Genomic DNA, 23,026 nt, shown 5'->3' on the forward strand with positions numbered 1-23,026 from the left:
GACCCGGCCGCGCGGGCCGGGTCGCATCAAGGGATCGCATCGACGGGAATTACTTCTTGACCAGCTTGCAGGTCGACTCGGACAGCTTGGTGTAGACCTCGTCGCCGGGCAGCGTGGCCACGACCTTGTAGTAGTCCCACGGGCCCTTGGATTCGGCCGGCGTCTTCACCTGCATCAGGTACATGTCGTGGATCATGCGGCCGTCTTCGCGCACGTAGCCGCCCTGGGTGAAGAAGTCGTTGATCTTGTTCGACTTCATCCACTTCATGAGCGTGTCGGCATCGTCGGTGCCGGTGGCCTTCACGCCGTTCAGGTAGAACGTGACCGACGAATAGTCGCCAGCCTGCAGCATCGACGGCTTGCGGCCCACCTTGGCTTCGAATTTCTTGGACCAGGCGCGCGAGGCGTCGGATTGATCCCAGTACCAGCCGTCGGTCAGGTACATGCCCTTGGTGGCTTCCAGGCCGAGCGAGTGGACGTCGTTGATGAACACCAGCAGGCCGGCCATCTTCATGGTCTTGGTGACGCCGAATTCATTGGCGGCCTTGATGGTGTTGATGGTGTCGCCACCGGCGTTGGCCATGCCCAGGATCTGTGCCTTGGAAGACTGCGCCTGCAGCAGGAACGACGAGAAGTCGGAGGCGCCCAGCGGAGCGCGCACCTGGCCCTTGATCTCGCCGCCGGCGGCCTTGACCACGGCCATGGTGTCGCGTTCGAGGGCGTGGCCGAAGGCGTAGTCGGCGGTCAGGAAGAACCAGCTCTTGCCGCCATCCTTCACCACCGCCGAACCGGTGCCGCGCGCCAGCGCCACGGTGTCGTAGGCGTAGTGCACGGTGTACGGCGAGCACTGGGCGTTGGTCAGGTCGGAAGCGCCCGCGCCAATGGCGATGAAGGGCTTCTTCTTTTCAGCCGCCACGGCCGCCATGGCCAGGCTGGTGGCCGAGTTGGTGCCGGCGATGATGACATCGACCTTCTGCTGGTCGAACCATTCGCGCGCGCGGGCCGACGCCACGTCGGCCTTGTTCTGGTGATCGGCCGACAGCACTTCGATCTTCTTGCCGTTGACGTTGCCGCCGAAGTCCTCGATCGCCATGCGGACCGCTTCCAGGCCCGCCTTGCCGTCGATGTCGGAATACACGCCGGACATGTCGGTGATGAAGCCGATGCGGATGACATCGTCGGAGATGCCTTGTGCCTGGGCGGTCGCCCCGGCGAATCCCAGGCCCGCCATGGCCAGTGCAGCAGTGATGGTGTGCAGCTTCATGGGATGACTCCTCTTCCCTTTGGTATATGGGATGCCGGGAACCCGGCGGATGACAGGTTATTCAGACGCCCAACAATTCGTTGAGCGTGTCCTGTTTTTCTGAAAGTTCGGACGCTTCGAAATGCTCGACGATCTGGCCATGCTCCATGACGTAGAAGCGATCGGCCAGCGGCGCGGCGAAGCGGAAATTCTGTTCCACCATGACGATGGTGTAACCGCGCTGCTTGAGCGCGGTGATCATGCGGGCCAGCGCCTGCACGATGACGGGCGCCAGGCCTTCGGAGATCTCGTCCAGCAGCAGCAGGTTGGCGCCGGTGCGCAGGATGCGCGCCACCGCCAGCATCTGTTGTTCACCGCCCGACAGTCGCGTGCCGGGCGAATGCCGGCGTTCCTGCAGGTTGGGGAACATGTCGTAGATTTCGGCCAGCGACATGCCGCCGCCGAGCGAGCCGACCACGGGGGGCAGCAGCAGGTTCTCTTCGCACGACAGGCTGGCGAAGATGCCGCGTTCCTCGGGGCAGTAGCCCACGCCCAGGTGGGCGATCTTGTAGGTCGGCAGGTCGATGGCTTCGGTACCATGGATGCGCACCGAGCCCTTGCGCGAGCCGGTCAGGCCGAGGATGGCGCGCAGCGTGGTGGTGCGGCCGGCGCCGTTGCGGCCCAGCAGCGTGACGACCTCGCCTTGCCCCACGCGCATATCCACGCCATGCAGGATATGCGATTCCCCGTACCAGGCCTGCAGGCCCGAGATTTCCAGTGCCGGGGTGCTCATGCGTGCGCTCCTTGGAGTTCGCCGTCGGTGGTGCCCATGTAGGCCTGCATCACGGCGGGATGGCGGGACACTTCGGCGTAGGTGCCCTCGGCCAGCACGGCGCCGCGCGCGAGCACGGTGATGGTGTTGGCAATCGAGGACACGACGTTCATGTTGTGCTCCACCATCAGGATGGTGCGGCCGGCGCTGACGCGCTTGATCAGTTGCGTGACGCGGTCCACGTCCTCGTGGCCCATGCCTTGCGTGGGCTCGTCCAGCAGCATCAGCTCGGGTTCCATCGCCAGCGTGGTGGCGATCTCCAGCGCGCGCTTGCGGCCATATGGCAGGTTCACGGTGGTCTCGTTGGCGAAGGCGCCCAGGTCGACCTGTTCGAGCAGGGCGCGCGCCGGTTCGTCCAGGGCGGCCAGGCGTTTGGTGCTCTGCCAGAAGTGGAACGACAGCCCGGTCTTGCGCTGCAGGCCGATGCGCACGTTCTCCAGCACGGTCAGGTGCGGAAACACCGCCGAAATCTGGAACGAGCGGATCACGCCGCGCCGCGCGATCTGCGCCGGACGCTCACCAGTGATGTCGATGCCGTTGAACTTGATGGTTCCCGAAGTGGGAGAGAGAAACTTGGTCAGCAGGTTGAAGCATGTCGTCTTGCCCGCGCCGTTCGGCCCGATCAAGGCATGAATCTCGCCTCGCTTGATACGCAAATCGACCCCATTGACCGCGACGAAACCGCGGAATTCCTTGGTGAGGCCTTTTGTCTCCAGGATCGTGTCGTCCATGTCCGCTGCACCGGCGTTGTATTTATATGGACCCTGCCCGGCGTCATGCGCTGAGCCCCCGCGGGGTATTGAAAATCATGGAAACACCACGGTTTTCTATAAGAGTTGCCGGCGAGTATGCGCACCTCCGAATCAAAATTCCATGAGGGTTTGTCATAGGTTTTGCGGTGCGGAAAGGTGAATTGTCAAATGGCGGACAATTCGCATGGCCACTGGGCGAAACCCTATGCCGGGACCCGATGCGTTGCAGCAAAACCGTATTGATGGTCATCAATCCGTCATTGAACGCCGCCTCGGGGAAAACCCGGTTTTGCAACTGCGCGAACGAATATCCGGCGGGTTCGCGAAAGGGGCGGCGAGCCTCTCAAGCGGGGGTTTTATCTTTGTATTCGCAGAGATCGGAAATGCCGCATTGCGGGCATTTCGGTTTGCGTGCCACGCATACATAGCGGCCGTGCAGGATCAGCCAGTGATGCGCGTCCTGCAGATACTCGCGCGGCACGAATTTCTCCAGCTTCAGTTCGACTTCCAGCACGTTCTTGCCTGGCGCCAGGCCGGTGCGGTTCGAGACCCGGAAGATGTGCGTATCGACCGCCATGGTCGGCTGGCCGAAGGCCGTGTTCAGCACCACGTTGGCGGTCTTGCGGCCGACGCCGGGCAGCGCCTCCAGCGCCTCGCGCGTCTGCGGCACTTCGCCGCCGTGCTGTTCGATCAGGATGCGGCAGGTGGCGATGGCGTTCTTGGCCTTGGTGCGGTACAGGCCGATGGTCTTGATGTAATCGGACAGGCCTTCCTCGCCCAGCGCCACCAGGGCCTGGGGGGTGCCGTATTGCGGAAAGAACTTGCGGGTGGCGATGTTCACCGACTTGTCGGTGGCCTGCGCCGACAGCAGCACCGCGATCAACAGTTGGAAGGGGGTGTCGTACTCGAGTTCGGTGGTGGGCTCCGGGTTGGCCGCTTGCAGGCGGGCAAAGATTTCTCGGCGTTTGGCGGCGTTCATGGGCGCGGGGCGTTGCGGCGGGCACGGGCACGGGCCAGCGCGGATTCGATGGCGGCGCGCTTGCGGTCTTCGGTTTGCGCGTCGGCGGCGGGGGCGGCGGGCGCGGCGGCCGCCGTGGATTCGGGCGCCATCAGGCGGGCGTTGTCGGCGGCCAGTCGTGCCATGCGCGCCTGATGGTGGCGGTGGCGCTGGCGACCGGCGGCCGCGTCAGCGGCGCTCCAGGCGCGACCGGCCGGCACCATCTCGATGCAATCCACCGGACACGGCGCCACGCACAGGTCGCAACCCGTGCACCAGTCGGGCAGCACGGTATGCATGTGCTTGTTGGCGCCGACGATGGCATCGACCGGACAGGCCTGGATGCACAGCGTACAGCCGATGCAATGCGCCTCGTCGATGCGCGCCACCAGCAGCGGACCGGGTTCGCCGCGGCTCAGGTCCAGCGGCAGGGCGGGGGTTTCGAGCAGCGCCGCCAGCGCGGCGATGCCTTCGTCGCCGCCCGGCGGGCAGCGGTTGATCGGGGCGGCGCCCGCGGCGATGGCCTCGGCATACGGCTGACAGCCGTCATAGCCGCACTTGGTGCATTGCGTCTGAGGCAGCAGGGCGTCGATGCGATCGGCGAGTGAACGACAGGACATGGCGGGCAACGGAAAAAGCAAAAGGGCCCGCGAGGGCCCCCGTGGACGGACGGTGAAAGGCCTCAGGCCGATTGCCGGATGAATTCCGCGATTTTAGGACAGATCATTTCGCGCCAGCGGCGGCCCGAGAAAATCCCGTAGTGGCCGCAGTTGGGCGCGGTGTAGTGCATCTTGCGGTCGGCCGGAATGTTCTTGCACAGCTTGATGGCCGCGCGCGTCTGCCCCTGGCCGGAGATGTCGTCCAGCTCGCCCTCGATGGTGAACAGCGCCACTTTCTTGATGTCGGCCGGGCGCACCAACTGGCCGTCGACTTCCCAGGTGCCGTTCGGCAGCGCGAATTCCTGGAACACCATGCGGATGGTGTCCAGGTAGAACTCGGCCGGCATGTCGAGCACGGCGTTGTATTCGTCGTAGAAGCGGCGATGCGCCTCGGCGTCGCTGTCGTCGCCGCGCAGCAGGTCCAGGTAGAAGTCGTAGTGCGACTTCATGTGCCGGTCGGGATTCATCGCCATGAAGCCGGCATGCTGCAGGAAGCCCGGGTAGACCTTGCGGCCCGAACCCGGATAGCGCGGCGGCACAGGGTGGATGACCTGGTTCTCGAACCACGAGTAGGGCTTGGTGGTGGCCAGGCGGTTCACTTGCGTGGGCGACTGGCGCGGATCGATCGGGCCGCCCATCATGACCATGCTGCGCGGCTGGCAGGGATCGTTGGCCGAGGCCATCAGCGACACGGCGGCCAGCACCGGCACGGTGGGCTGGCATACCGAAATGACGTGCACGTCCGGTCCCAGGTGGCGGATGAAGTCCTGCACGTAGCGCACGTAGTCGTTCAGGTGGAACGGGCCGGCCGACAGCGGCACCATGCGGGCGTCGATCCAGTCGGTGACGTAGACATCGTGGCCAGGCAGCAGGGCGCGCACGGTGTCGCGCAGCAGCGTGGCGTGGTGGCCGGACAGCGGCGCGACCAGCAGCACCTTGGGATCGCCCTGCGGCGCCTGCCGCACGTCGCGGTGGAAGTGCACCAGGCGGCAGAAGGGCTTGTCCAGCACGACCGATTCAGTGACCCGGACCGACTTGCCGTTGATTTCCGTGGCGGGCAGGTTCCAGGCGGGCTTCTGGTATTCCTTGCCGATGCGCGTCATCAGCTCGTATCCCGCGGCCATCTGGCGCGAGATCGGGGTGTAGGCGAGGGGGCTGTAAGGGCTGGAGAACAGCTGGGAACCGGCATCCGTGAATGCAGCGAACGGAGTCAGGAAGGCGCGCTGCATTTCGTGCAATTGGTACAGCATTTGGGGGAAGTCCTTCTGGGTCGTGCGTGTGCCCCGATTATTGCGCCGGGGAGTAACGGTATTTCCAATTTGTCTGACGAAAGCGCCTGAAAACCGGATTTTGTGTTGCGAAAATGCGACCCGTCATCCCTTGCGCACCAGTTTAGGGCGAAATCAAGGGGCGCCGGCGGGATAAAAAGGGGGATTTTCGCCCTAGGCCGGACGGGCCAGGGGCCGATCCGACAGGGGCGGGGAATCACCAGTAGTTTTCCACCGCGAGGTTGCCGGGAACGCCGCGGCGGCCCGGCTTGAAACCGCGTTCGCCCAGCAACTTGCGGGCGTCGGCCAGCATCTCCGGGTTGCCGCAAAGCATGATCTTGGCTTGCTCCGGGGCCAGCGGCAGGCCGGCCAGGCGTTCCAGTCCGCCATCGGCGATCAGGGTGGTCAGGCGCGCCTGCGGCATGCCGGGCAGGGCCTCGCGAGTGGCGATGGGCAAATAGATCAGCTTGTCCGGTTCGGCCTCGAACAGGTCGCTCAGGGACGGATCATTGCGCCAGCCTTCGATTTCCTCGCGGTAGGCCAGCTCCGCCGCGGTGCGCACGCCGTGCACCAGGACGATGCGGCGATAGGCGCGCCAGACGGCCGGGTCGCGCAGGATCGACAGGTAGGCCGACAGGCCGGTGCCGGAGGCCAGCAGCCAGAGGTCGCCGCCGGGCGCGAAGCGCTCCAGCGTCAGGAAACCGTAGGGCGCTTTTTCGACATAGAGCGCATCGCCCGGCTGCAGCCGCGCCATGCGCGGGCTGAACAGGCCCTCGGGCACCACGATGGAATAGAACTCCAGCCAGGGCTGATGCGGGGCCGACACCATCGAGTAGGCGCGCCACAGGGTGGGCGGGCCGGCGGGATCCTCGGCGCCAGGCAGACCGACCCGGGCGAACTGGCCCGGCTGGAAGGCATACGCGTCGTCGCGCGTGACGCGCACCGAGAACAGCTTGTCGGGCACCCAGGTATGAACGTGGGTAACGGTCTGGCGCGTGTATTTGGAATCGTCGGTCATCGGGGCATCGCGCGTCGCGAGGCCTGGGCGGCCCCGCGCTCGCGGATTATTTTTCCAGGTATTGCAGCTTGTCCTGCTTGCCGTTCCATTCGTCGGCGTCGGGCAGCGGCTTCTTGGCGCGGCTGATGCTGGCGAACTCGGGCGAGAGTTCTGCGTTCAGGGCGATGAAGTTGAGCTGGTCCTGCGGCACGTCTTCCTCGGCGTAGATGGCGTTGGCCGGGCATTCGGGGATGCACACGGCACAGTCGATGCACTCGTCGGGGTCGATCACCAGGAAGTTCGGACCCTCACGAAAACAGTCCACCGGGCATACGTCGACGCAATCGGTGTACTTGCACTTGATACAGTTTTCGGTGACTACGTGGGTCATTCTCAGGAACTCCGGGCAGGCGGCATGTGTGTCTTGTTGGGCGGATTTTACCCAATGCGGCGCCAAACCGCCGCCAATACCCGTGTTGACATCGTGGCGCATTGGGGTATCGCGGGGCCCCGCTGTGCTATGGTGTCGCGAAACGATACGCGTAATCATGATAATCACCTCGCTGCTCGACACCGACCTGTACAAATTCAGCATGATGCAGGTGGTGCTGCATCAGTTTCCCGCTGCCCAGGTCGAGTACCGTTACAAATGCCGGACTCCGGGGGTCAACTTGCGCCCCTACCTGGATGAAATCCGCGAAGAAGTGCACCAACTGTGCCAGTTGCGCTTCACCGAGGACGAACTTAAATATCTGGGCGGCTTGCGTTTCATCAAAAGCGACTTCGTCGATTTCCTCGAACTGTTCCACCTGCCCGAGCGCTGCATCAGCATCCAGGAGGGCGAGGGGCCGGGCGAGATCAGCATCGAGGTCAAGGGCCCGTGGCTGCACACCATTCTCTTCGAGATCCCGGTGCTGGCCATCGTCAACGAGGTCTACTTCCGCAACACGCGCAAGAACCCGGATTGGGCAGAGGGCCGCAAGCGCCTGCAATCCAAGATGCATCTGGTGCTGGACGACCCGGCGCTGGCCGATTTCCGCGTGGCCGAATACGGCACCCGGCGCCGCTTCTCCAAGGTCTGGCACGAAGAGATCGTCTCGACCATGAAGGCCCAGATGGGTCCGCATTTCGCGGGCACCAGCAACGTGCTGCTGGCCAAGCAGCACGAGGTGCTGCCACTGGGCACCATGGGCCACGAATACCTGCAGGCCTGCCAGGCGCTCGGTCCGCGGCTGCGCGATTCGCAGGTGTTCGCGCTGGAAGTGTGGGCCAAGGAATACCGCGGCGACCTCGGCATCGCGCTGTCGGACGTCTATGGCATGGACGCCTTCCTGCGCGACTTCGACATGTATTTCTGCAAGCTGTTCGACGGCGCGCGGCACGATTCGGGCGATCCCTTCGTCTGGGGCGAACGCTTGCTCGAGCACTATCGCAAGAACCGCGTCGACCCGCGCGCCAAGACGCTGGTGTTCTCGGATTCGCTGACCTTCCCGCGCGCCATCGAACTGGCGCGCCAGTTCGCCGGGCGTTGCAAGGTGTCGTTCGGCATCGGCACCAACCTGACCAACGACCTGGGCCACGAACCGCTGCAGATCGTCATGAAAATGGTCCGCTGCAACGGCCAGCCGGTGGCCAAGGTGTCCGACGCGCCTGAGAAGACCATGTGCGACGATCCCGCCTACCTGGCCTATCTGCGCCAGGTGTTCCAACTGCCGCCCGCCTAGCGGGCCTCGGCCCGGGCAGGGTAAAGTTCGCCATTCTTCGCATTGTTCAACCCGCAACTCGTCATTAGGGGAATATTCATGAGCAGCATCAAGCGCTTCCACGTCGCCAAGCGCCTGTCGGACATGGCCGTCTACAACGGCGTCGCGTACCTGGCGGGCCAGGTGCCGGACGATTCCACGCTGGACATCACCGGCCAGACCGAGCAAGTGCTCGCCACCATCGACCGCCTGCTGGCCGAAGCCGGCACCGACAAGACCAAGATCCTGATGGCCCAGATCTACGTGGCCAACATGAAGGAATTCGACGGCATGAACAAGGCCTGGGACGCCTGGGTCGCCGACGGCAACTCGCCCCCGCGCGCCACCGTCGAGGCCCGCCTGGCCAACCCCGACTTCAAGGTCGAGATCGTCGTCACCGCCGCCGTCGCCTGATTGGCGCGGCCGCGCGATGAAAAAGCCCTCCGGCAGGCCGGGGGGCTTTTTCATTCCTGGACGCGCCGCGTGGCGTCACGGCGCGCCGACCGCCAGGAGGAAGGGCGCTATGGAGCGCGCAGCGGCGGACCTGGGCCGGCCCGCTGTCGGCGGCAGGGCTGTCTCAAGCCGCTGTCAGCAGCAGGCCGGCGAGCAGGCCACCGACTTCCTCACAGCGCGCCAGCTCAGCCGGGGCCACGGTCTTGGGGGCGGCGATCTGTTGCGGCGTCTGCGCGCCCAGGTTGACGATCAGGGGCGGAGCCGCGGCCCGCAGGCGCCAGCCGGTGCAGATGCGCTCCACCTGGCGCGCCGCGCCGGCGCCGTCGCTGCCCGCGCTGATCAGGCAGGCGTAGGGACGGCCGGCAATGCGGTCCAGCGCGTCGTAATAACAGCGGTCGAAGAATTCCTTCATTTCGCCGCTCAGGCTGGCCAGGTTCTCCGGCGCGCAGAACAGCAAGCCGTCGCTGGCCAGCACCTCGTCCGCCCCCGCGTGCGCGGCGCGGCGCAGGGTCACCGCCAGTTCGTCCGGCTGTTCCAGCAGCGCCGCCGCCGCGGCCGCGCCCCGGGCGGCGGCCTCGGCCATCTGGCGGGCCGCGCCGGTGCGGGAATGCCACACGATCAGCAGCCGTTTCATGCGTAGCGCGCCAGGGGATCCTGGCGGTAATAGGCCCGCAGCAGGCCGAACCATTCCGGCAGCGCCTCGGCCATCGGGTGGGGATCGACGAAGAAGTGCTCGGAGCTGACGGCGAAGAACTCGGCTTCGTCGGTGGCGGCGTAAGGGTCGAGTGGCAAGCGCCCGTACCAGGCGTCGGCCTCGGCGCTTTCCGGATCGACGTCATGCGGAATGGCGGCCTCCACCGCGTCGACCGCGGCGATGAAGCGATCCAGGCTGTCGTCCAGGATGCGGCGCCATTCGCGCGGCTTGATATCGCCGTGCGCCGCCAGCGACGGCATGCCGTCGGCAAAGCCCGATTGCAGGTCGAGCTTGTGCGCGAACTCATGGATCACCACGTTGAAGCCGCCTTCGGACAACTGCGTGTCCTCCCAGGACAGCACCAGCGGACCGCCGTCCCAGGCCTCGCCGGCGGCGTCTTCCAGGTATTCGTGCATCACGCCGTCCTCGTCCATCTGCTTGCGCGGGATGCGAAAGCCCGCGGGGTACACGATGATCTCCTCCCAGCCCTCGTATAGCGCGGGCGTCAGGTTCAGGATCGGCAGGCTGGCCTGGGCCGCGATCGACAGCCGCATGAAGTCGGTCACTTCCAGCCCCTGCGCGCCATTGATCGTCTTGCTGGCCAGCAGCCAGGCCGAGCGCGCCAGCAACTGCGCGGATTCGTCGGCGTCCAGCGCCGCCAGGAAGGGGTGGGCGTCCAGCACCTGCCGCCAGAGGTCGGGTGCGATCCGGGCCCGCATCTGCGCCACCTCGGCGGCGCGCGCGCCCCGGCCCTTGAGCCAGCGCAACATAAGCTTGGGTTCCTTGAATATGTGCCCGGCGTTGGCCGGGGTTTTCAGCATTGATTCCTAGTGTAGAGTGTCGGAATCCTCGATTACCGTAACCGCAATACGCCCGCGATGTCCGCCCCGCCCGTTCCTGATGCGCCTTCGCCTTTCGACGCTTCCTGGCGACAGGAGGCGGGGGCGGGCCTCGACGCCGATGGCCTTGCGCTTATCGACCAGGCGGTGGCCTGGTCGGTTCCCCGTTTCGAGGGCCAGCAGGCCCTGACGGGCGAACCGCTGGCCTCGCACGGCGCCGGCGTGGCGCGGATCCTGGCGGGCCTGCATACCGATGCGGCCACGCGCGCGGCGGCCCTGCTGGCGGCCCTGCCGACCGACCTGACCGCGCCGGCTCCCGCGCTGCGCAACGACCCGGTCGCCACCGCCTTCGGCGCCGAGGTCGCCCGCCTGGTGCAGGGCACCCGGGCCCTGCTGCGGTTGGGCGTGGTGGCGCGCCAGGCCAGCGACGCGGCAGCGGAGACCGGCTCGCAGAAGGAAATGCAGCGCAAGATGCTGCTGGCCATGGCGGCCGACCTGCGCATCGTGCTGATGCGCCTGGCCTCGCGCCTGCGGACCCTGCGCTGGCACGCCGAAAGCAAGACCCCCTGTTCGACCGACTTCGCCCGCGAGACCCTCGACCTGTACGCGCCGCTGGCCAACCGCCTGGGCATCTGGCAGATCAAGTGGGAAATGGAAGACCTGGCGTTCCGCTTCCTGGAACCCGACCGCTACAAGCAGATCGCCCGCCTGCTCGAGGAAAAGCGGGTCGAGCGCGAAGCCTTCATCGCCGGCGCCATCGAGCGCCTGCAGACGGCGCTGGCCAAACATGGCATCGAAGCCGAGGTCAGCGGCCGGCCCAAGCACATCTACAGCATCTGGAACAAGATGCGGGTCAAGCGCCTGGATTTCTCGCAGATGTACGATCTGCGCGCGCTGCGCATCATCGTCGACGACGTGCGCGCCTGTTACATGGCGCTGGGCATGGTGCACGAGATGTGGACGCCGCTGTCCGACGAGTTCGACGACTACATTTCGCGGCCCAAGCCCAACGGCTACCGTTCGCTGCACACGGTGGTGGCGGACGATGACGGCCGGCCGTTCGAGGTGCAGATCCGCACCCGCGAAATGCACCAGTTCGCCGAGTACGGCATGGCCGCGCACTGGCGCTACAAGGAAGCGGGCGCCAAGGGCGGGCAGGTGGCGGCGTCCAGCGAATACGACCGGCAACTGGCCTGGATGCGCCAGTTGCTGGCCTGGAACAGCGATGTCGAGGCGGGCGAGGCGCCCGTCGCCGACAAGCCCGACGCGGCCAAGTCCGCCGCCAAGTCGGGCCCGGGCAAGAGCCGCCATGCCGCCGCGCCCACACCGACGGACGAACGCATCTACGTGCTGACCCCGCAGGCGCGCGTGATCGAGTTGCCGGCCGGCGCCACGCCGGTCGACTTCGCCTATCACCTGCACACCGACCTGGGCCACCGCTGCCGCGGGGCGCGGGTCGATGGCCAGATGGTGCCCCTGCAGACGCGCCTGGCGACCGGCCAGACGGTCGAGATCATCTCGGCCAAGTCGGGCGGCCCGTCGCGCGACTGGCTCAACCCGCAACTCGGTTTCCTCGCCAGTCCGCGCGCCCGCGCCAAGGTGCGCATGTGGTTCAACGCCATCGAACTGCAGCAGCGCATCACGCAAGGCCAGGCGCTGGTCGAAAAGGAACTGCAGCGGCTCGGCAAGACCGCCGTCAACCTGGAACAACTGGCGCAGAACCTCGGTTTCGCTCGCGCGGACGACCTGTATGTGGCGGCGGCCAAGGAAGAATTCAGCCTGCGCCAGATCGACGCCGTGTTCCAGCAGCCGGCGCCCGCCGCCGAGCCGCAACCGGCCGCGCTGCGCCACGCCAGTGCCGGCAGCGCCGAGAAAAGCGGCAAGAGCGGGGTGCTGGTGGTGGGCGTGGGCTCGCTGCTGACGCAGTTGGCGCGCTGCTGCCGGCCCGCGCCGCCCGATGCCATCGCCGGCTTCGTGACGCGCGGGCGCGGGGTGTCGATCCACCGCAGCGACTGCCACAGCTACCTGGCGCTGGCCGCGCGCGAGCCCGAGCGGGTGATCGAGGTGGCCTGGGGCGAGACCCCCGCGGACACGTTCTATCCGGTCGACATCAGCGTGCGCGCGCACGACCGCTCCGGCCTGCTGCGCGACCTGTCCGAAGTGTTCGCGCGCCTGCGCTTGAATGTGGTGGGCGTGAACACCCAGAGCCGGCAGTCGCTGGCCCATATGGTGTTCACGGTCGAAGTGCGCGGCGGCGAATCGCTGGCGCGCGCGCTGGATGCGCTGGCCGAAGTGCCGGGCGTATCGTCGGCGGTGCGCCGCTAGCCTGCGACGCGCAAGATGGGCCGCCCCGGGGACGGGCGGCTCGGAAGAGGGCGCCCATGCATGGCCGTTGCCCGGGGCGCCCCGCAATGGACCACCCGGGCCCATCGCGGCCCGGGAATATCAGTGATCCAGGTTCTCGTGGGCGCGTTCGCGCATGAAGAACGACGCCACCAGCCCCAGCGCCACGCCGAACATCACGTAGTAGGCCGGCGCCATCGGCGAACCGGTGGTCTTGATCAGCCAGGTCACGATGAACTGGGCAAAACCGCCAAAGATCATCACCGCCACGTTATAGGCCAGCGACAGACCCACCGAGCGCACCCGCGCCGGGAACAGCTCCGCCATGACGGTGCTGAACACGCCGAAGAAGGCCGACACGAACACGCAGACCACGATCTGCACGGTCAGCAGGCGGCCGATCGACGGCGCGTCCGACAGCCAGTGATACAGCGGGTACAGCACCAGCAGATAGCCGATCAGCGAACCGATCACCAGCGGGCGGCGGCCGACGCGGTCGGACCAGGCGCCCATGAACGGCGTCAGCAGCACCATCAGCGCCGCGCCCGCCATCTGCACCAGGAAGGTCTGGTTCAGCGGCAGCTTGAGGATCTGGGTCGAGTAGGTCACCAGGTAGGTGAAGGTGATGTAGATCGACACCGTCGCCGTCACCACCAGCCCCACGCCGATCAGCGTCTCGCGGGTGTGCGTGCGGACCATCTCGCCCAGGCTCAGGCGCTGCACTTCGCCGCGCGCGGCGGCCTGGCGCTCCTCTTCCTTCATCTGCTTGAAGGCGTCGGTTTCGTCGATGTTGCGGCGGATATAGATGGCGATCGGCACGATCACCAGGCCGAACGCGAACGGCAGGCGCCAGGCCCAGGCCGCGATCTGCTCCTGCGTGAAGAACTCGGTGATCAGCGTGCCGCAGGCCGCGCCGAGCAGCAGCGCCAGCATCTGCCCGGCCATCTGCCACGAGCCGTAGAAGCCGCGCCTGCCGTTGGGCGCCATCTCGATCAGCAGGGCGGTCGAGGTGCCGAACTCGCCGCCAGCCGAGAAGCCCTGCAGCAGTCGCGCGATCAGGATGAAGATGGGGGCCAGGATGCCGGCCGCGTGATAGGTGGGGGCCACGGTGATCAGGGCGATGGACACCGCCATCAGCGAGGTCACCAGCACCATGGCCGCCTTGCGGCCCTTCTTGTCGCCATACAGGCCCAGGATGATGCCGCCCACGGGACGCATGAAGAATCCGACGCCGAAGATCGCCGTGGTCATCAGGATCGCGTTCAGTTCGCTGCCGGGAACGCTGGGGTCGGTGGGGAAGAACAATTTCGAGATGATCGGCGTCATGAACGCGAACACCAGGAAGTCGTACCATTCGAGGGCATTGCCGATGACTGCCGCCACGATGTTGCGCGTGGGAACTGCTTTGTGCTGCACGGATTCTCCTTGGGGGGCTTGCTGTGGTGAGGCCGTCATTCTAGGCCCAGGCGACGCGCCCCGCCGGCCGCGGGGGCGGGACGCGGACGCGTCCTGGCTTTACACTGCTGCTTTTACCCGAGAGAGTTGCTACATGAACGCGCGCACCTGGCTGGAGACGCTGGTCGGTTTCGACACCACCAGCCGCAATTCCAATCTTGCCCTCATCGAGACCGTCCGTGATTGGCTCAAGGGCCAGGGTGTCGATGCATGGCTGGCGCACAATCCCGAGCGCACCAAGGCCAACCTGTTCGCCACTCTGCCGGCGCAGGACGGCAACCAGCAGGGCGGCATCGTCCTGTCGGGCCACACCGACGTGGTGCCGGTCGATGGCCAGGACTGGAGCACCGATCCGTTCAAACTGGTCGAGAAAGACGGCCTGCTGTACGGCCGCGGCAGTTGCGACATGAAGGGCTTCATTGCCGGTTCGCTGGCGCTGGTCCCGGAATTCCTGGCCATGCCGCGCAAGAAGCCAATCCACCTGGCGTTCTCCTACGACGAGGAAGTCGGCTGCGCCGGCGCGCCGTACATGCTGGCCGACCTGCACGAGCGCGGCATCCGCCCCGAAGGCTGCGTGGTGGGCGAACCCACCGGCATGCAGGTGGTGGTGGCGCACAAGGGCATCAACCTGTTCCGCTGCAAAGTGCACGGCAAGGCGGCGCACTCGTCGCTGACCCCGCGCGGTTGCAACGCCATCGAATACGCCGCCCGCCTGATCTGCCGCATCCGCGACCTGGCCGACAGCTTCAAGGCCAACGGCCCGTACGACCAGTTCTACGACGTGCCGTTCTCCACCATGACCACCAACCAGATCCGCGGCGGCATCGCGGTCAACACCATTCCCGAACTGTGCGAATTCACCTATGAATTCCGCAACCTGCCGGGCATGCAACCCGACCAGATCCAGGCGGAAGTCGAGAAATACGTGCGCGATGAGCTCTTGCCGCGCATGAAGGCCGAATTCGACGGCGCCAGCATCGAGATCGAGACCGGCGCCGCGGCGCCGGCCCTGGAAGCTTCCGAGGAAGCCGCCATCACCCAACTGGTGCGCGCCCTGACCGAGGACCGCGCCACCCGCAAGGTGGCCTATGGCACCGAAGCCGGCCTGTTCCAGGGCATCGGCATTCCCACGGTGGTCTGCGGCCCCGGCCACATCGAGCAGGCGCACAAGCCCAACGAGTTCGTCGCGCTTGACCAGTTGGCCGCCTGCGAGACCTTCCTGCGCCGCATGGGTCAGTCGCTCTGAGGCGACGGACCGCGGCGACCGGCCGGGCCATTCTCCCCGGAGCCCCCGGGGGTACCCGGCGGGCTCGGGTGCAACCCCCGCTGTGGCCGGCGTCAGGTAAAATGACGGGTTGCAAACCGGATTTGCGGGCGGCAGACGCTGGCCGTGATACCGGGGGAGATGCTTGGTGAAACCTTACGATTTTCCGGATGCCCAGGGCCATTTCGGCCCTTATGGCGGTGTTTTCGTGGCAGAAACGCTGATGCACGCGCTCGACGAGCTGCGTGCCGCCTATGACCGCTACCGTGTCGATCCCGCCTTCCTGGAAGAGTTCAACTACGAACTCAAGCATTTCGTCGGCCGTCCCAGCCCCGTCTACCACGCCCGTCGCTGGTCCGACCTGGTGGGCGGCGCCCAGATCTGGTTCAAGCGCGAAGACCTGAACCACACCGGCGCGCACAAGGTCAACAACTGCATCGGCCAGGCGCTCCTGGCCAAGCGCATGGGCAAGCCGCGTGTCATCGCCGAAACCGGCGCCGGCCAGCATGGCGTGGCCACGGCCACGGTGGCGGCCCGCTACGGCATGGAATGCGTGGTCTACATGGGCAGCGAAGACGTCCGTCGCCAGGCCTCCAACGTCTACCGCATGAAGCTGCTGGGCGCCACGGTGGTGCCGGTCACGTCCGGCTCGCGCACCCTGAAGGACGCGCTCAACGAAGCCATGCGCGACTGGGTCACCAACATCGAGAACACCTTCTACATCATCGGCACGGTGGCGGGCCCCGACCCCTACCCCCGCATGGTGCGCGATTTCCAGACCGTCATCGGCAATGAATGCCTGACGCAGATGCCCGAGGCCATCGGCCGCCAGCCCGACTACGTCGTGGCCGCGGTCGGCGGCGGCTCCAACGCCATGGGCATCTTCCATCCCTACATTCCCTACGAGAACGTGCGCCTGATCGGCGTCGAAGCCGCCGGCGAAGGCATGGACAGCGGCAAGCATGCCGCGTCGCTGGCCGCCGGCCAGGTCGGCGTGCTGCACGGCAACCGCACCTACGTCATGCAGGACGCCGACGGCCAAGTCCAGGAAACGCATTCGGTCTCGGCCGGGCTGGACTACCCCGGCGTCGGTCCCGAGCATGCCTGGCTCAAGGACTCCGGCCGCGCCGAATACGTCGGCATCACCGACGACGAAGCGCTGAAGGCCTTCCACGATTGCTGCCGCATCGAAGGCATCATGCCGGCGCTGGAGTCCTCGCACGCCATCGCCCAGGCCGTGAAGATGGCCGCCACGCTGCCGCGCGACGCGGTCATCCTGGTCAATCTGTCGGGCCGTGGCGACAAGGACATGCATACCGTCGCCGAACGCGCCGGTATCGAACTCTGATATGACGACAACCCGCTCCGATCGCATTGCCGCCGCCTTTGCGCGCACCGCCGAATCCGGCCGCGCCGCGGCGCTCATTCCCTACATCGCGGCCGGCGATCCGTCGCCCGCCGCCACCGTTCCCCTGATGCACGCGCTGGTCGAGGCCGGCGCCGACGTCATCGAACTGGGCGTGCCGTTCTCCGATCCCATGGCCGACGGCCCGGTGATCCAGCGCGCCGCCGAGCGCGCCATCGCGCAGGGCGTGGGCCTGGGCCGCGTGCTCGACCTTGTGGCCGAGTTCCGCCAGCGCGATACCGCCACCCCCGTGGTGCTGATGGGCTATGCCAACCCCATTGAACGCATGGGCCAGGCCGAATTCGCCCGCCGCGCCGAGGCCGCGGGCGTGGATGGCGTCCTGGTGGTCGACTATCCGCCCGAGGAAGTGGTCGAATTCGCCGGAACGCTCGGCCGCCATGGCATCGCTCCGATCTTTCTCCTGGCCCCCACCTCGACCGACGCGCGTATCCAGGCCGTGGCCGCCGTGGCGCGCGGTTACGTCTACTATGTGTCGCTCAAGGGCGTGACGGGAGCCGGTTCGCTCAACACCGACGACGTGGCCGAGCGCGTGGCGGTGATCCGCCGCCATGTGCGCGAGATCCCGGTAGGCGTGGGCTTCGGCATCCGCGACGCCGACAGCGCGCAGCGCGTGGCGCGCGTGGCGGACGCGGTCGTCATCGGCAGCAAACTGATTGAAACCATGGAGCAGGCGGTGGCCAACGCCTCCGCTGCCCAGCAAACCGACGCCGCAGTCGCCGCCGCCAGCGGCTGGCTGCGCACCATCCGGCAGGCGCTGGATCAAGTAAAACGACCGAGCGCGTCGGCCTGAGCGGCCTGGCGCGACTTCCTTACGGGATGAACAAACAATGAGCTGGATCGAAAAACTCCTGCCGCCTCGCATCAACAAAACCAGCGACAGCGGCGCCCGCCGCGTGCCCGAAGGCCTGTGGGTGAAATGCCCGTCGTGCGAAACGGTGCTGTACAGCGAAGACCTGGCGGCCAACCTGCACGTCTGCCCCAAGTGCGATCACCACATGCGCATCGGCGCCCGCGCCCGCATCGACTCGCTGCTCGACATGGAAGGCCGCGTCGAAATCGGCCAGAGCACGCGCTCGGTCGATTCGCTGAAATTCAAGGACACCCGCAAGTACCCCGAGCGCCTGGCCGAAGCCGTCAAGCAGACCGGCGAAACCGACGCGCTGGTGGTGGTCAGCGGCTCGATTCGCGGCGTGCCGGCGACGCTGGCGTGCTTTGAATTCGAGTTCATGGGCGGCTCCATGGGCTCGGTGGTCGGCGAGCGCTTCGCGCGCGGCGCCCAGGCCGCGCTCGACAACAAGACGCCCTTCATCTGCGTGGCCGCCTCGGGCGGCGCGCGCATGCAGGAAAGCCTGTTGTCGCTGATGCAGATGGCCAAGACCAACGCCATGCTGACGCGCCTGTCTGCCGCCGGCCTGCCGTTCATCAGCGTGCTGACCGATCCCACCATGGGGGGCGTGTCCGCCAGCTTCGCCTTCATGGGCGACGTGGTCATCGCCGAGCCGAAGGCCCTGATCGGCTTCGCCGGTCCGCGCGTGATCGAACAGACCGTGCGCGAGAAGCTGCCCGAAGGCTTCCAGCGCGCCGAGTTCCTGCTGCAGAAGGGCGCCATCGACATGGTCGTGGACCGCCGCCAGTTGCGAGAGGAAATCGCCCGCCTGCTGGCGCTGTTGACCAACCAGCCGGCCGACGTCGTCACCGCCGCCTGATCCCGTTTCCCCGGGCTTTCGGGCTTGGGGGGCAGATGAAAAAGCCGCCGCGCACTTGTGCCGGCGGCTTTTTCATGGCCGTTTGTTCAGCCCTCTGACAGCGTCATTTTTTGTGCGCCGGGCGGAACAATGTTTTCCATGATTTCTGTTGCCTTATTGCGACATATTGCGAGCCTTCTGGCCCGGTTTTTGCTATGTTCTGTAGTACTGGATAACACTCGTGAATTGCGCCGAGATGTCATCCCAACAAAATACGGAGTTGCTCCCAATGCAGTCGACGAAGAAGAAAATGCTTGTCCGCCTTGTCGGTTTGGCCCTCGCCGGCGCCGCGACCATCGCCAGCGCCCAGTCGTCCGAGGGTACGCAGGGCGGCGTGAGCCTGCACTATGGCGTGGGCGACCACTATCAGCGCTTCACCCTGAATTACGAAACGCCGTCGGTGTGGACCTATCAGTTCGGCGGCAACTGGGGCCGCCTGGATCTGACGCCCGAACTCGGCGTGTCTTACTGGTGGGCCGACGGCGACCGCTCGCCGAGCAATGTGTGGCAATTGAACGCCATCCCGATGTTCCGCTGGTGGACGGGTGAGCGCTTCTACCTCGAAGCCGGTATCGGCGCCACCGTGTTCTCGCGCACCCGCTTCGCCAACGAGAACATCAGCACCGCCTTCCAGTTCGGCGACCACGTCGGTCTGGGTTTCCTGCTGACGCCGAACAACCGCATCGGCGTGCGCTATTCGCACTTCTCCAACGCCAGCATCAAGCGCCCGAATCCCGGCCTGGATACGGTGCAGCTGACCTATACGTACCAGTTCTGATCGCGGCGCGATCCGGCCTGACGAAAAAACCCTCGGTGACGAGGGTTTTTTTTGGGCCATGTTCGCGCCATATCCCGGCGCCATGTTCCGCCGGTGTGTTCCGGCGCCATGCCCGGGCGGCGTGGTCGGCTGGCAAATAAAAAAGCCCCCATCATTCGATGGGGGCTTTTGCTTGCGCGGCTTGCCTTTAGTGGCGGGTTTCGACCTGAACCAGGGGTTCGTTCGAAACCGGGGCCACCGGCTTGCGCTCGCGGCCCAGGCGGACCGGCGTGTGCGCCGCGGCGATGCGCAACTGCGTCTGCGCGTGGCGCTCGGGGTCGGTTTCCACCCACTGCAGGCCGGCGGCGTTGACCACTTCGTGCAGGGCCTGGGCCTTGGCCGAAGGAGCCGTCGCCGGCACCACGATGGGCTGGGCGCTGGCCGGCGCCGCCGCCACAGGCGCGGCGGCTACCGGTGCCGGCGTGGCTTCCGGTTCGACCGGCGCGGCCGTCACGGCAGGTTCCACCACCGGCTCGACCGCGGCGGCTTCCACCGGGGTCGCGACAGGCGCGGCCGGCTCGGAAACCTCGCTGGCGGGCTCGACAGCCACCGGGGCGATCGGCTCGGGGGCCGCAGCCTGTACGGGCTGCTGGGCCTGCGGTTCGTGCGCGGCGGCGGATGTCTGTTCGACCTGGGCCGGTGCCGGCGTGATCTCAGCCTGGACGGCTTCGGCTTGCTGTGCCGGCGCCTCGGCTTGCGGGGCGGGGGCTTCGGCCGGCGCGGCGGCCACCGGGGCGGCGACTGGCGCGGGGGCGGCGGTCACGTTCTCGGCGGGCTCGCTGGCGTCTTCCTCGGCGCCGTCTTCCAGTTGCTCGTCGCTGCCTGCCACGCCTGCCTCGTCCGGGCTGCGGCGGCCACGACGACTGCGGCGGCGGCGGCGCTTGCGTTCCGGGTCGGCGCCGGCTTCGGCGCCTTCGACGGCGGGCACGCCATCGGCGGTCTGCTCGACGGCTTCGGCCTGGGCGTCGGCGGGCTGCTTGGCTTCAGGCAGCGCGGTGGCGACCGACTGGGCCAGCGCGGCGACCATGCTTTCCTGTTCGCTCATCGGCGCGTCGGCCTGGCCTTCCTCGCGGCGGTTGCGGCCACGGCCGCGACGGCGGTTGCGACCGGCGCCGGCATCATCGCCAGCGGCTTCCGGCGCGATGTCGGGGCGGTTCGAGGCTTGCGCGGCTTGCATGGCCTGATCGCGTTCGCCACGCTCGTTGCGGTTGTGACGCTCGCCGCGTTCCTGGCGTTCACCACGTTCGCCTTCGGGGCGGCGGTTGCCGCGAATGTGCGGACGGCCGCCTTCGCTGCCCTCGGCGCCTTCGGCGCGGGACTCACCGCGACGGTTGCGGTTGCGGTCGGAGCCGTGGCGTTCGCCGCGGCGTTCCTGGCCATCGTGGCCGCTGCGGCCCTTGCCGCGGGCCGGCGACGCGGCGCGCTTGGCGCTGGTCTCTTCCTGGGCGGCGGGCGCGGCCTTGGCGGGCTCGCTGTTGCCGGTCAGCCAGCCGAACAGGCGCTTGAGCAGGCTGGGGCCGCCCGATTGCGCCGGCGCGGCCGCGGGGGCGGGCGCCGGGGCAGGGGTCGACATGGGAGCCGGCTGCGAAGGCGTGATGCCCTTGACCAGCGCCTCCGGACGGGCCTTGATCTCGCTTTCGCGCGGCTGCCAGGGGGCGTCGGTGGCGGGAGCCTCGACCAGCTCGAAGCTGGTCTTCACTTCTTCCAGGCGCGGATCGTCGTGGCGCAGGCGCTCGATGTGGTGATGCGGGGTTTCCAGGTGCTTGTTGGGGATCAGCACCAGGTTGACCTTCAGGCGGGCTTCCATCTTGGTGATGTCGGCGCGCTTTTCGTTCAGCAGGTAGGTCGCCACGTCGACCGGCACCTGGGCGTGGACCGCCGCGGTGTTTTCCTTCATGGCTTCTTCCTGCAGCAGGCGCAGGACGTGCAGGGCGCTCGATTCGGCGTCGCGGATCACGCCGGTGCCGTTGCAGCGCGGGCAGGTGATGTGCGAGCCTTCGTTCAGGGCCGGACGCAGGCGCTGGCGCGACAGTTCCATCAGGCCGAAGCGCGAGATCTTGCCCATCTGGACGCGGGCGCGGTCGAAATGGAGGGCATCACGCAGGCGCTGTTCGACGGCGCGCTGGTTCTTGCTGTCTTCCATGTCGATGAAGTCGATGACGATCAGGCCGCCCAGGTCGCGCAAGCGCAGTTGGCGGGCCACTTCGTCGGCGGCTTCCGAGTTGGTCCGCAGGGCGGTTTCCTCGATGTCGGCGCCACGGGTCGAGCGGGCCGAGTTGACGTCCACGGACACCAGCGCTTCGGTGTGGTCGATGACGATGGCGCCGCCCGAGGGCAGCGTGACCGTGCGCGAGTAGGCCGTTTCGATCTGGTGTTCGATCTGGAAGCGCGAGAACAGCGGGATGTCGTCGCGGTAGCGCTTCACGCGCTGGACGTTGTCCGGCATCACCACGCTCATGAACGCGGTGGCCTGGTCGGCGATCTCGTCCGTGTCGATCAGGATCTCGCCGATCTCGGGCGAGAAGTAATCGCGGATGGCGCGGATGACCAGGCTCGATTCCAGGTAGATCAGGATGGGCGCGGAGTTGTCGCGCGCGGCGCCGTCGATGGCGGTCCAGAGCTGCAACAGGTACGACAAGTCCCATTGCAGTTCTTCGACGTTGCGGCCGATGCCGGCGGTGCGGGCGATGATGCTCATGCCCTGGGGCAGTTCGAGCTGCTCCATCGTGTCGCGCAGTTCCTGGCGGTCCTCGCCCTCGACGCGGCGCGAAACGCCACCGCCACGGGGGTTGTTGGGCATCAGGACCAGGTAGCGGCCGGCCAGCGAGATGAACGTGGTCAGGGCGGCGCCCTTGTTGCCGCGCTCTTCCTTTTCAACCTGGACGATCAGTTCCTGGCCTTCGCGCAGGGCGTCCTGGATGCGGGCGGTGCGGACGTCGACGCCTTCCTTGAAGAAGCTGCGAGCCACTTCCTTGAAGGGAAGAAAGCCGTGGCGGTCTTCGCCGTAGTTGACGAAGCAGGCTTCGAGGCCGGGTTCGATCCGGGTGATGACACCTTTGTAGATGTTGCCTTTGCGTTGTTCGCGGCCGGCAGTCTCGATGTCGAGGTCGATGAGTTTTTGCCCATCGACGATAGCGACGCGTAATTCTTCCTGGTGCGTCGCATTGAACAGCATGCGCTTCATGAGAGGGTTTCTCCGTTGTCATGACGCGCCGATATCGGCGCGTGACCTCGGGCCACTCGGGCTGCGGCTGAAGCGGGCAAGAAGATGCGGACCGTACCTGGGCGGCGCCCAGGCGTATCCGCCGCGGGTCAGGCGGGCACGTCGTGCCGTGGGGCACGGGGTTCTTTCAGCAGGAGGGTCAGCTTCACTGAATGTGGTTTGACGGAAATGTGCTGTGAACGGCAGTTGCGGCCGGATTGGTTGCCGACGCGCAGCTGGTGCTTTAAATATGCGACGATTCTTGCAGTGCTTCAAGCCGCTTGCGGCAGGCAACGGA

20 protein-coding genes are annotated in these 23,026 nt (G+C 66.7%); 8 read left to right on the forward strand and 12 right to left on the reverse strand.

Annotation, left to right across the window (positions count from 1 at the left end; translation table 11 throughout):
• Positions 1-49 precede the first annotated feature (49 nt).
• The 8 genes from AAID08_RS06425 to fdxA all read right to left on the reverse strand — a co-directional run bounded on the left by AAID08_RS06425 (position 50) and on the right by fdxA (position 7,139).
• Positions 50-1,264 carry an ABC transporter substrate-binding protein gene (locus tag AAID08_RS06425; protein ID WP_006389257.1) on the reverse strand — a complete coding sequence of 405 codons (1,215 nt, stop codon included), beginning with the start codon at positions 1,262-1,264 and terminating at the stop codon, positions 50-52.
• A gap of 61 nt (positions 1,265-1,325) precedes the next feature.
• Complete coding sequence (locus AAID08_RS06430; protein ID WP_054501577.1) at positions 1,326-2,036, reverse strand: ABC transporter ATP-binding protein; 711 nt, start codon at positions 2,034-2,036, stop codon at positions 1,326-1,328.
• Positions 2,033-2,806 (reverse strand): ABC transporter ATP-binding protein, encoded by a 774-nt coding sequence (locus tag AAID08_RS06435; protein WP_054501576.1) that lies wholly within the window; start codon positions 2,804-2,806, stop codon positions 2,033-2,035. Before AAID08_RS06435 ends, AAID08_RS06430 begins: the two co-directional genes overlap by 4 nt.
• A gap of 364 nt (positions 2,807-3,170) precedes the next feature.
• Complete coding sequence (gene nth, locus AAID08_RS06440; RefSeq protein ID WP_395757471.1) at positions 3,171-3,806, reverse strand: endonuclease III; 636 nt, start codon at positions 3,804-3,806, stop codon at positions 3,171-3,173.
• Positions 3,803-4,444 (reverse strand): electron transport complex subunit RsxB, encoded by a 642-nt coding sequence (rsxB, locus tag AAID08_RS06445; protein ID WP_116792050.1) that lies wholly within the window; start codon positions 4,442-4,444, stop codon positions 3,803-3,805. The genes nth and rsxB overlap by 4 nt, the downstream gene beginning before the upstream one ends.
• 62 nt (positions 4,445-4,506) lie before the next feature.
• Positions 4,507-5,733 carry a polyhydroxyalkanoate depolymerase gene (locus tag AAID08_RS06450; protein WP_054501574.1) on the reverse strand — a complete coding sequence of 409 codons (1,227 nt, stop codon included), beginning with the start codon at positions 5,731-5,733 and terminating at the stop codon, positions 4,507-4,509.
• A gap of 235 nt (positions 5,734-5,968) precedes the next feature.
• Positions 5,969-6,769, reverse strand: a complete 801-nt coding sequence (locus AAID08_RS06455) for a ferredoxin--NADP reductase (RefSeq protein ID WP_054501573.1) — start codon at positions 6,767-6,769, stop codon at positions 5,969-5,971.
• Positions 6,770-6,815: 46 nt separating this feature from the next.
• Entirely contained in the window at positions 6,816-7,139 is a 324-nt protein-coding gene (fdxA, locus tag AAID08_RS06460) for a ferredoxin FdxA (RefSeq protein ID WP_006389264.1), read from the reverse strand.
• A 157-nt stretch (positions 7,140-7,296) separates the two neighbouring features.
• Here fdxA and pncB point away from each other — a divergent pair, with 157 nt between their 5' ends.
• Together pncB and AAID08_RS06470 are read left to right on the forward strand one after the other, a co-directional pair.
• A complete protein-coding gene (gene pncB, locus AAID08_RS06465) occupies positions 7,297-8,472 on the forward strand; it encodes a nicotinate phosphoribosyltransferase (protein WP_049072128.1) in 1,176 nt (391 codons plus the stop codon).
• Positions 8,473-8,550: 78 nt separating this feature from the next.
• Positions 8,551-8,904 carry a RidA family protein gene (locus AAID08_RS06470; RefSeq protein ID WP_006389266.1) on the forward strand — a complete coding sequence of 118 codons (354 nt, stop codon included), beginning with the start codon at positions 8,551-8,553 and terminating at the stop codon, positions 8,902-8,904.
• Positions 8,905-9,067: 163 nt separating this feature from the next.
• On the opposite strand, the gene AAID08_RS06475 is transcribed toward AAID08_RS06470, so the two are convergent.
• Positions 9,068-9,577 carry a flavodoxin family protein gene (locus tag AAID08_RS06475; protein ID WP_054501572.1) on the reverse strand — a complete coding sequence of 170 codons (510 nt, stop codon included), beginning with the start codon at positions 9,575-9,577 and terminating at the stop codon, positions 9,068-9,070.
• Complete coding sequence (locus tag AAID08_RS06480; protein ID WP_395757803.1) at positions 9,574-10,407, reverse strand: zinc-dependent peptidase; 834 nt, start codon at positions 10,405-10,407, stop codon at positions 9,574-9,576. Before AAID08_RS06480 ends, AAID08_RS06475 begins: the two co-directional genes overlap by 4 nt.
• Positions 10,408-10,515: 108 nt before the next feature.
• Between AAID08_RS06480 and AAID08_RS06485 the strand changes: the two genes are divergently transcribed.
• The gene (locus AAID08_RS06485; RefSeq protein WP_054501571.1) at positions 10,516-12,801 is read left to right on the forward strand and encodes a bifunctional (p)ppGpp synthetase/guanosine-3',5'-bis(diphosphate) 3'-pyrophosphohydrolase; all 2,286 of its coding nucleotides are present in this window, start codon (positions 10,516-10,518) and stop codon (positions 12,799-12,801) included.
• Positions 12,802-12,921: 120 nt separating this feature from the next.
• On the opposite strand, the gene AAID08_RS06490 is transcribed toward AAID08_RS06485, so the two are convergent.
• Positions 12,922-14,235, reverse strand: coding sequence for an MFS transporter (locus AAID08_RS06490; protein ID WP_081273556.1), 1,314 nt, complete (start codon positions 14,233-14,235; stop codon positions 12,922-12,924).
• Positions 14,236-14,368: 133 nt separating this feature from the next.
• Here AAID08_RS06490 and argE point away from each other — a divergent pair, with 133 nt between their 5' ends.
• From argE to AAID08_RS06515, 5 genes are all read left to right on the forward strand, one after another.
• Positions 14,369-15,520, forward strand: a complete 1,152-nt coding sequence (argE, locus tag AAID08_RS06495; RefSeq protein WP_026382580.1) for an acetylornithine deacetylase — start codon at positions 14,369-14,371, stop codon at positions 15,518-15,520.
• A 166-nt stretch (positions 15,521-15,686) separates the two neighbouring features.
• Positions 15,687-16,886 (forward strand): tryptophan synthase subunit beta, encoded by a 1,200-nt coding sequence (gene trpB, locus AAID08_RS06500; protein WP_064526737.1) that lies wholly within the window; start codon positions 15,687-15,689, stop codon positions 16,884-16,886.
• A gap of 1 nt (position 16,887) precedes the next feature.
• Positions 16,888-17,754 (forward strand): tryptophan synthase subunit alpha, encoded by an 867-nt coding sequence (gene trpA, locus AAID08_RS06505; RefSeq protein ID WP_175142164.1) that lies wholly within the window; start codon positions 16,888-16,890, stop codon positions 17,752-17,754.
• A 37-nt stretch (positions 17,755-17,791) separates the two neighbouring features.
• Positions 17,792-18,670: an acetyl-CoA carboxylase, carboxyltransferase subunit beta gene (gene accD, locus AAID08_RS06510; protein ID WP_049072142.1), complete on the forward strand. Its 879-nt coding sequence runs from the start codon at positions 17,792-17,794 to the stop codon at positions 18,668-18,670.
• 268 nt (positions 18,671-18,938) lie between these two features.
• Positions 18,939-19,487, forward strand: a complete 549-nt coding sequence (locus AAID08_RS06515; RefSeq protein WP_395757472.1) for an acyloxyacyl hydrolase — start codon at positions 18,939-18,941, stop codon at positions 19,485-19,487.
• 187 nt (positions 19,488-19,674) lie between these two features.
• Here the strand turns inward: AAID08_RS06515 and AAID08_RS06520 are convergent, their stop codons facing one another.
• Positions 19,675-22,710 (reverse strand): Rne/Rng family ribonuclease, encoded by a 3,036-nt coding sequence (locus AAID08_RS06520; RefSeq protein ID WP_395757473.1) that lies wholly within the window; start codon positions 22,708-22,710, stop codon positions 19,675-19,677.
• Between the last annotated feature and the right edge of the window lie 316 nt (positions 22,711-23,026).

Source organism: Achromobacter sp. EB05, from assembly GCF_044232075.1.
Classification (GTDB): domain Bacteria; phylum Pseudomonadota; class Gammaproteobacteria; order Burkholderiales; family Burkholderiaceae_B; genus Achromobacter; species Achromobacter dolens.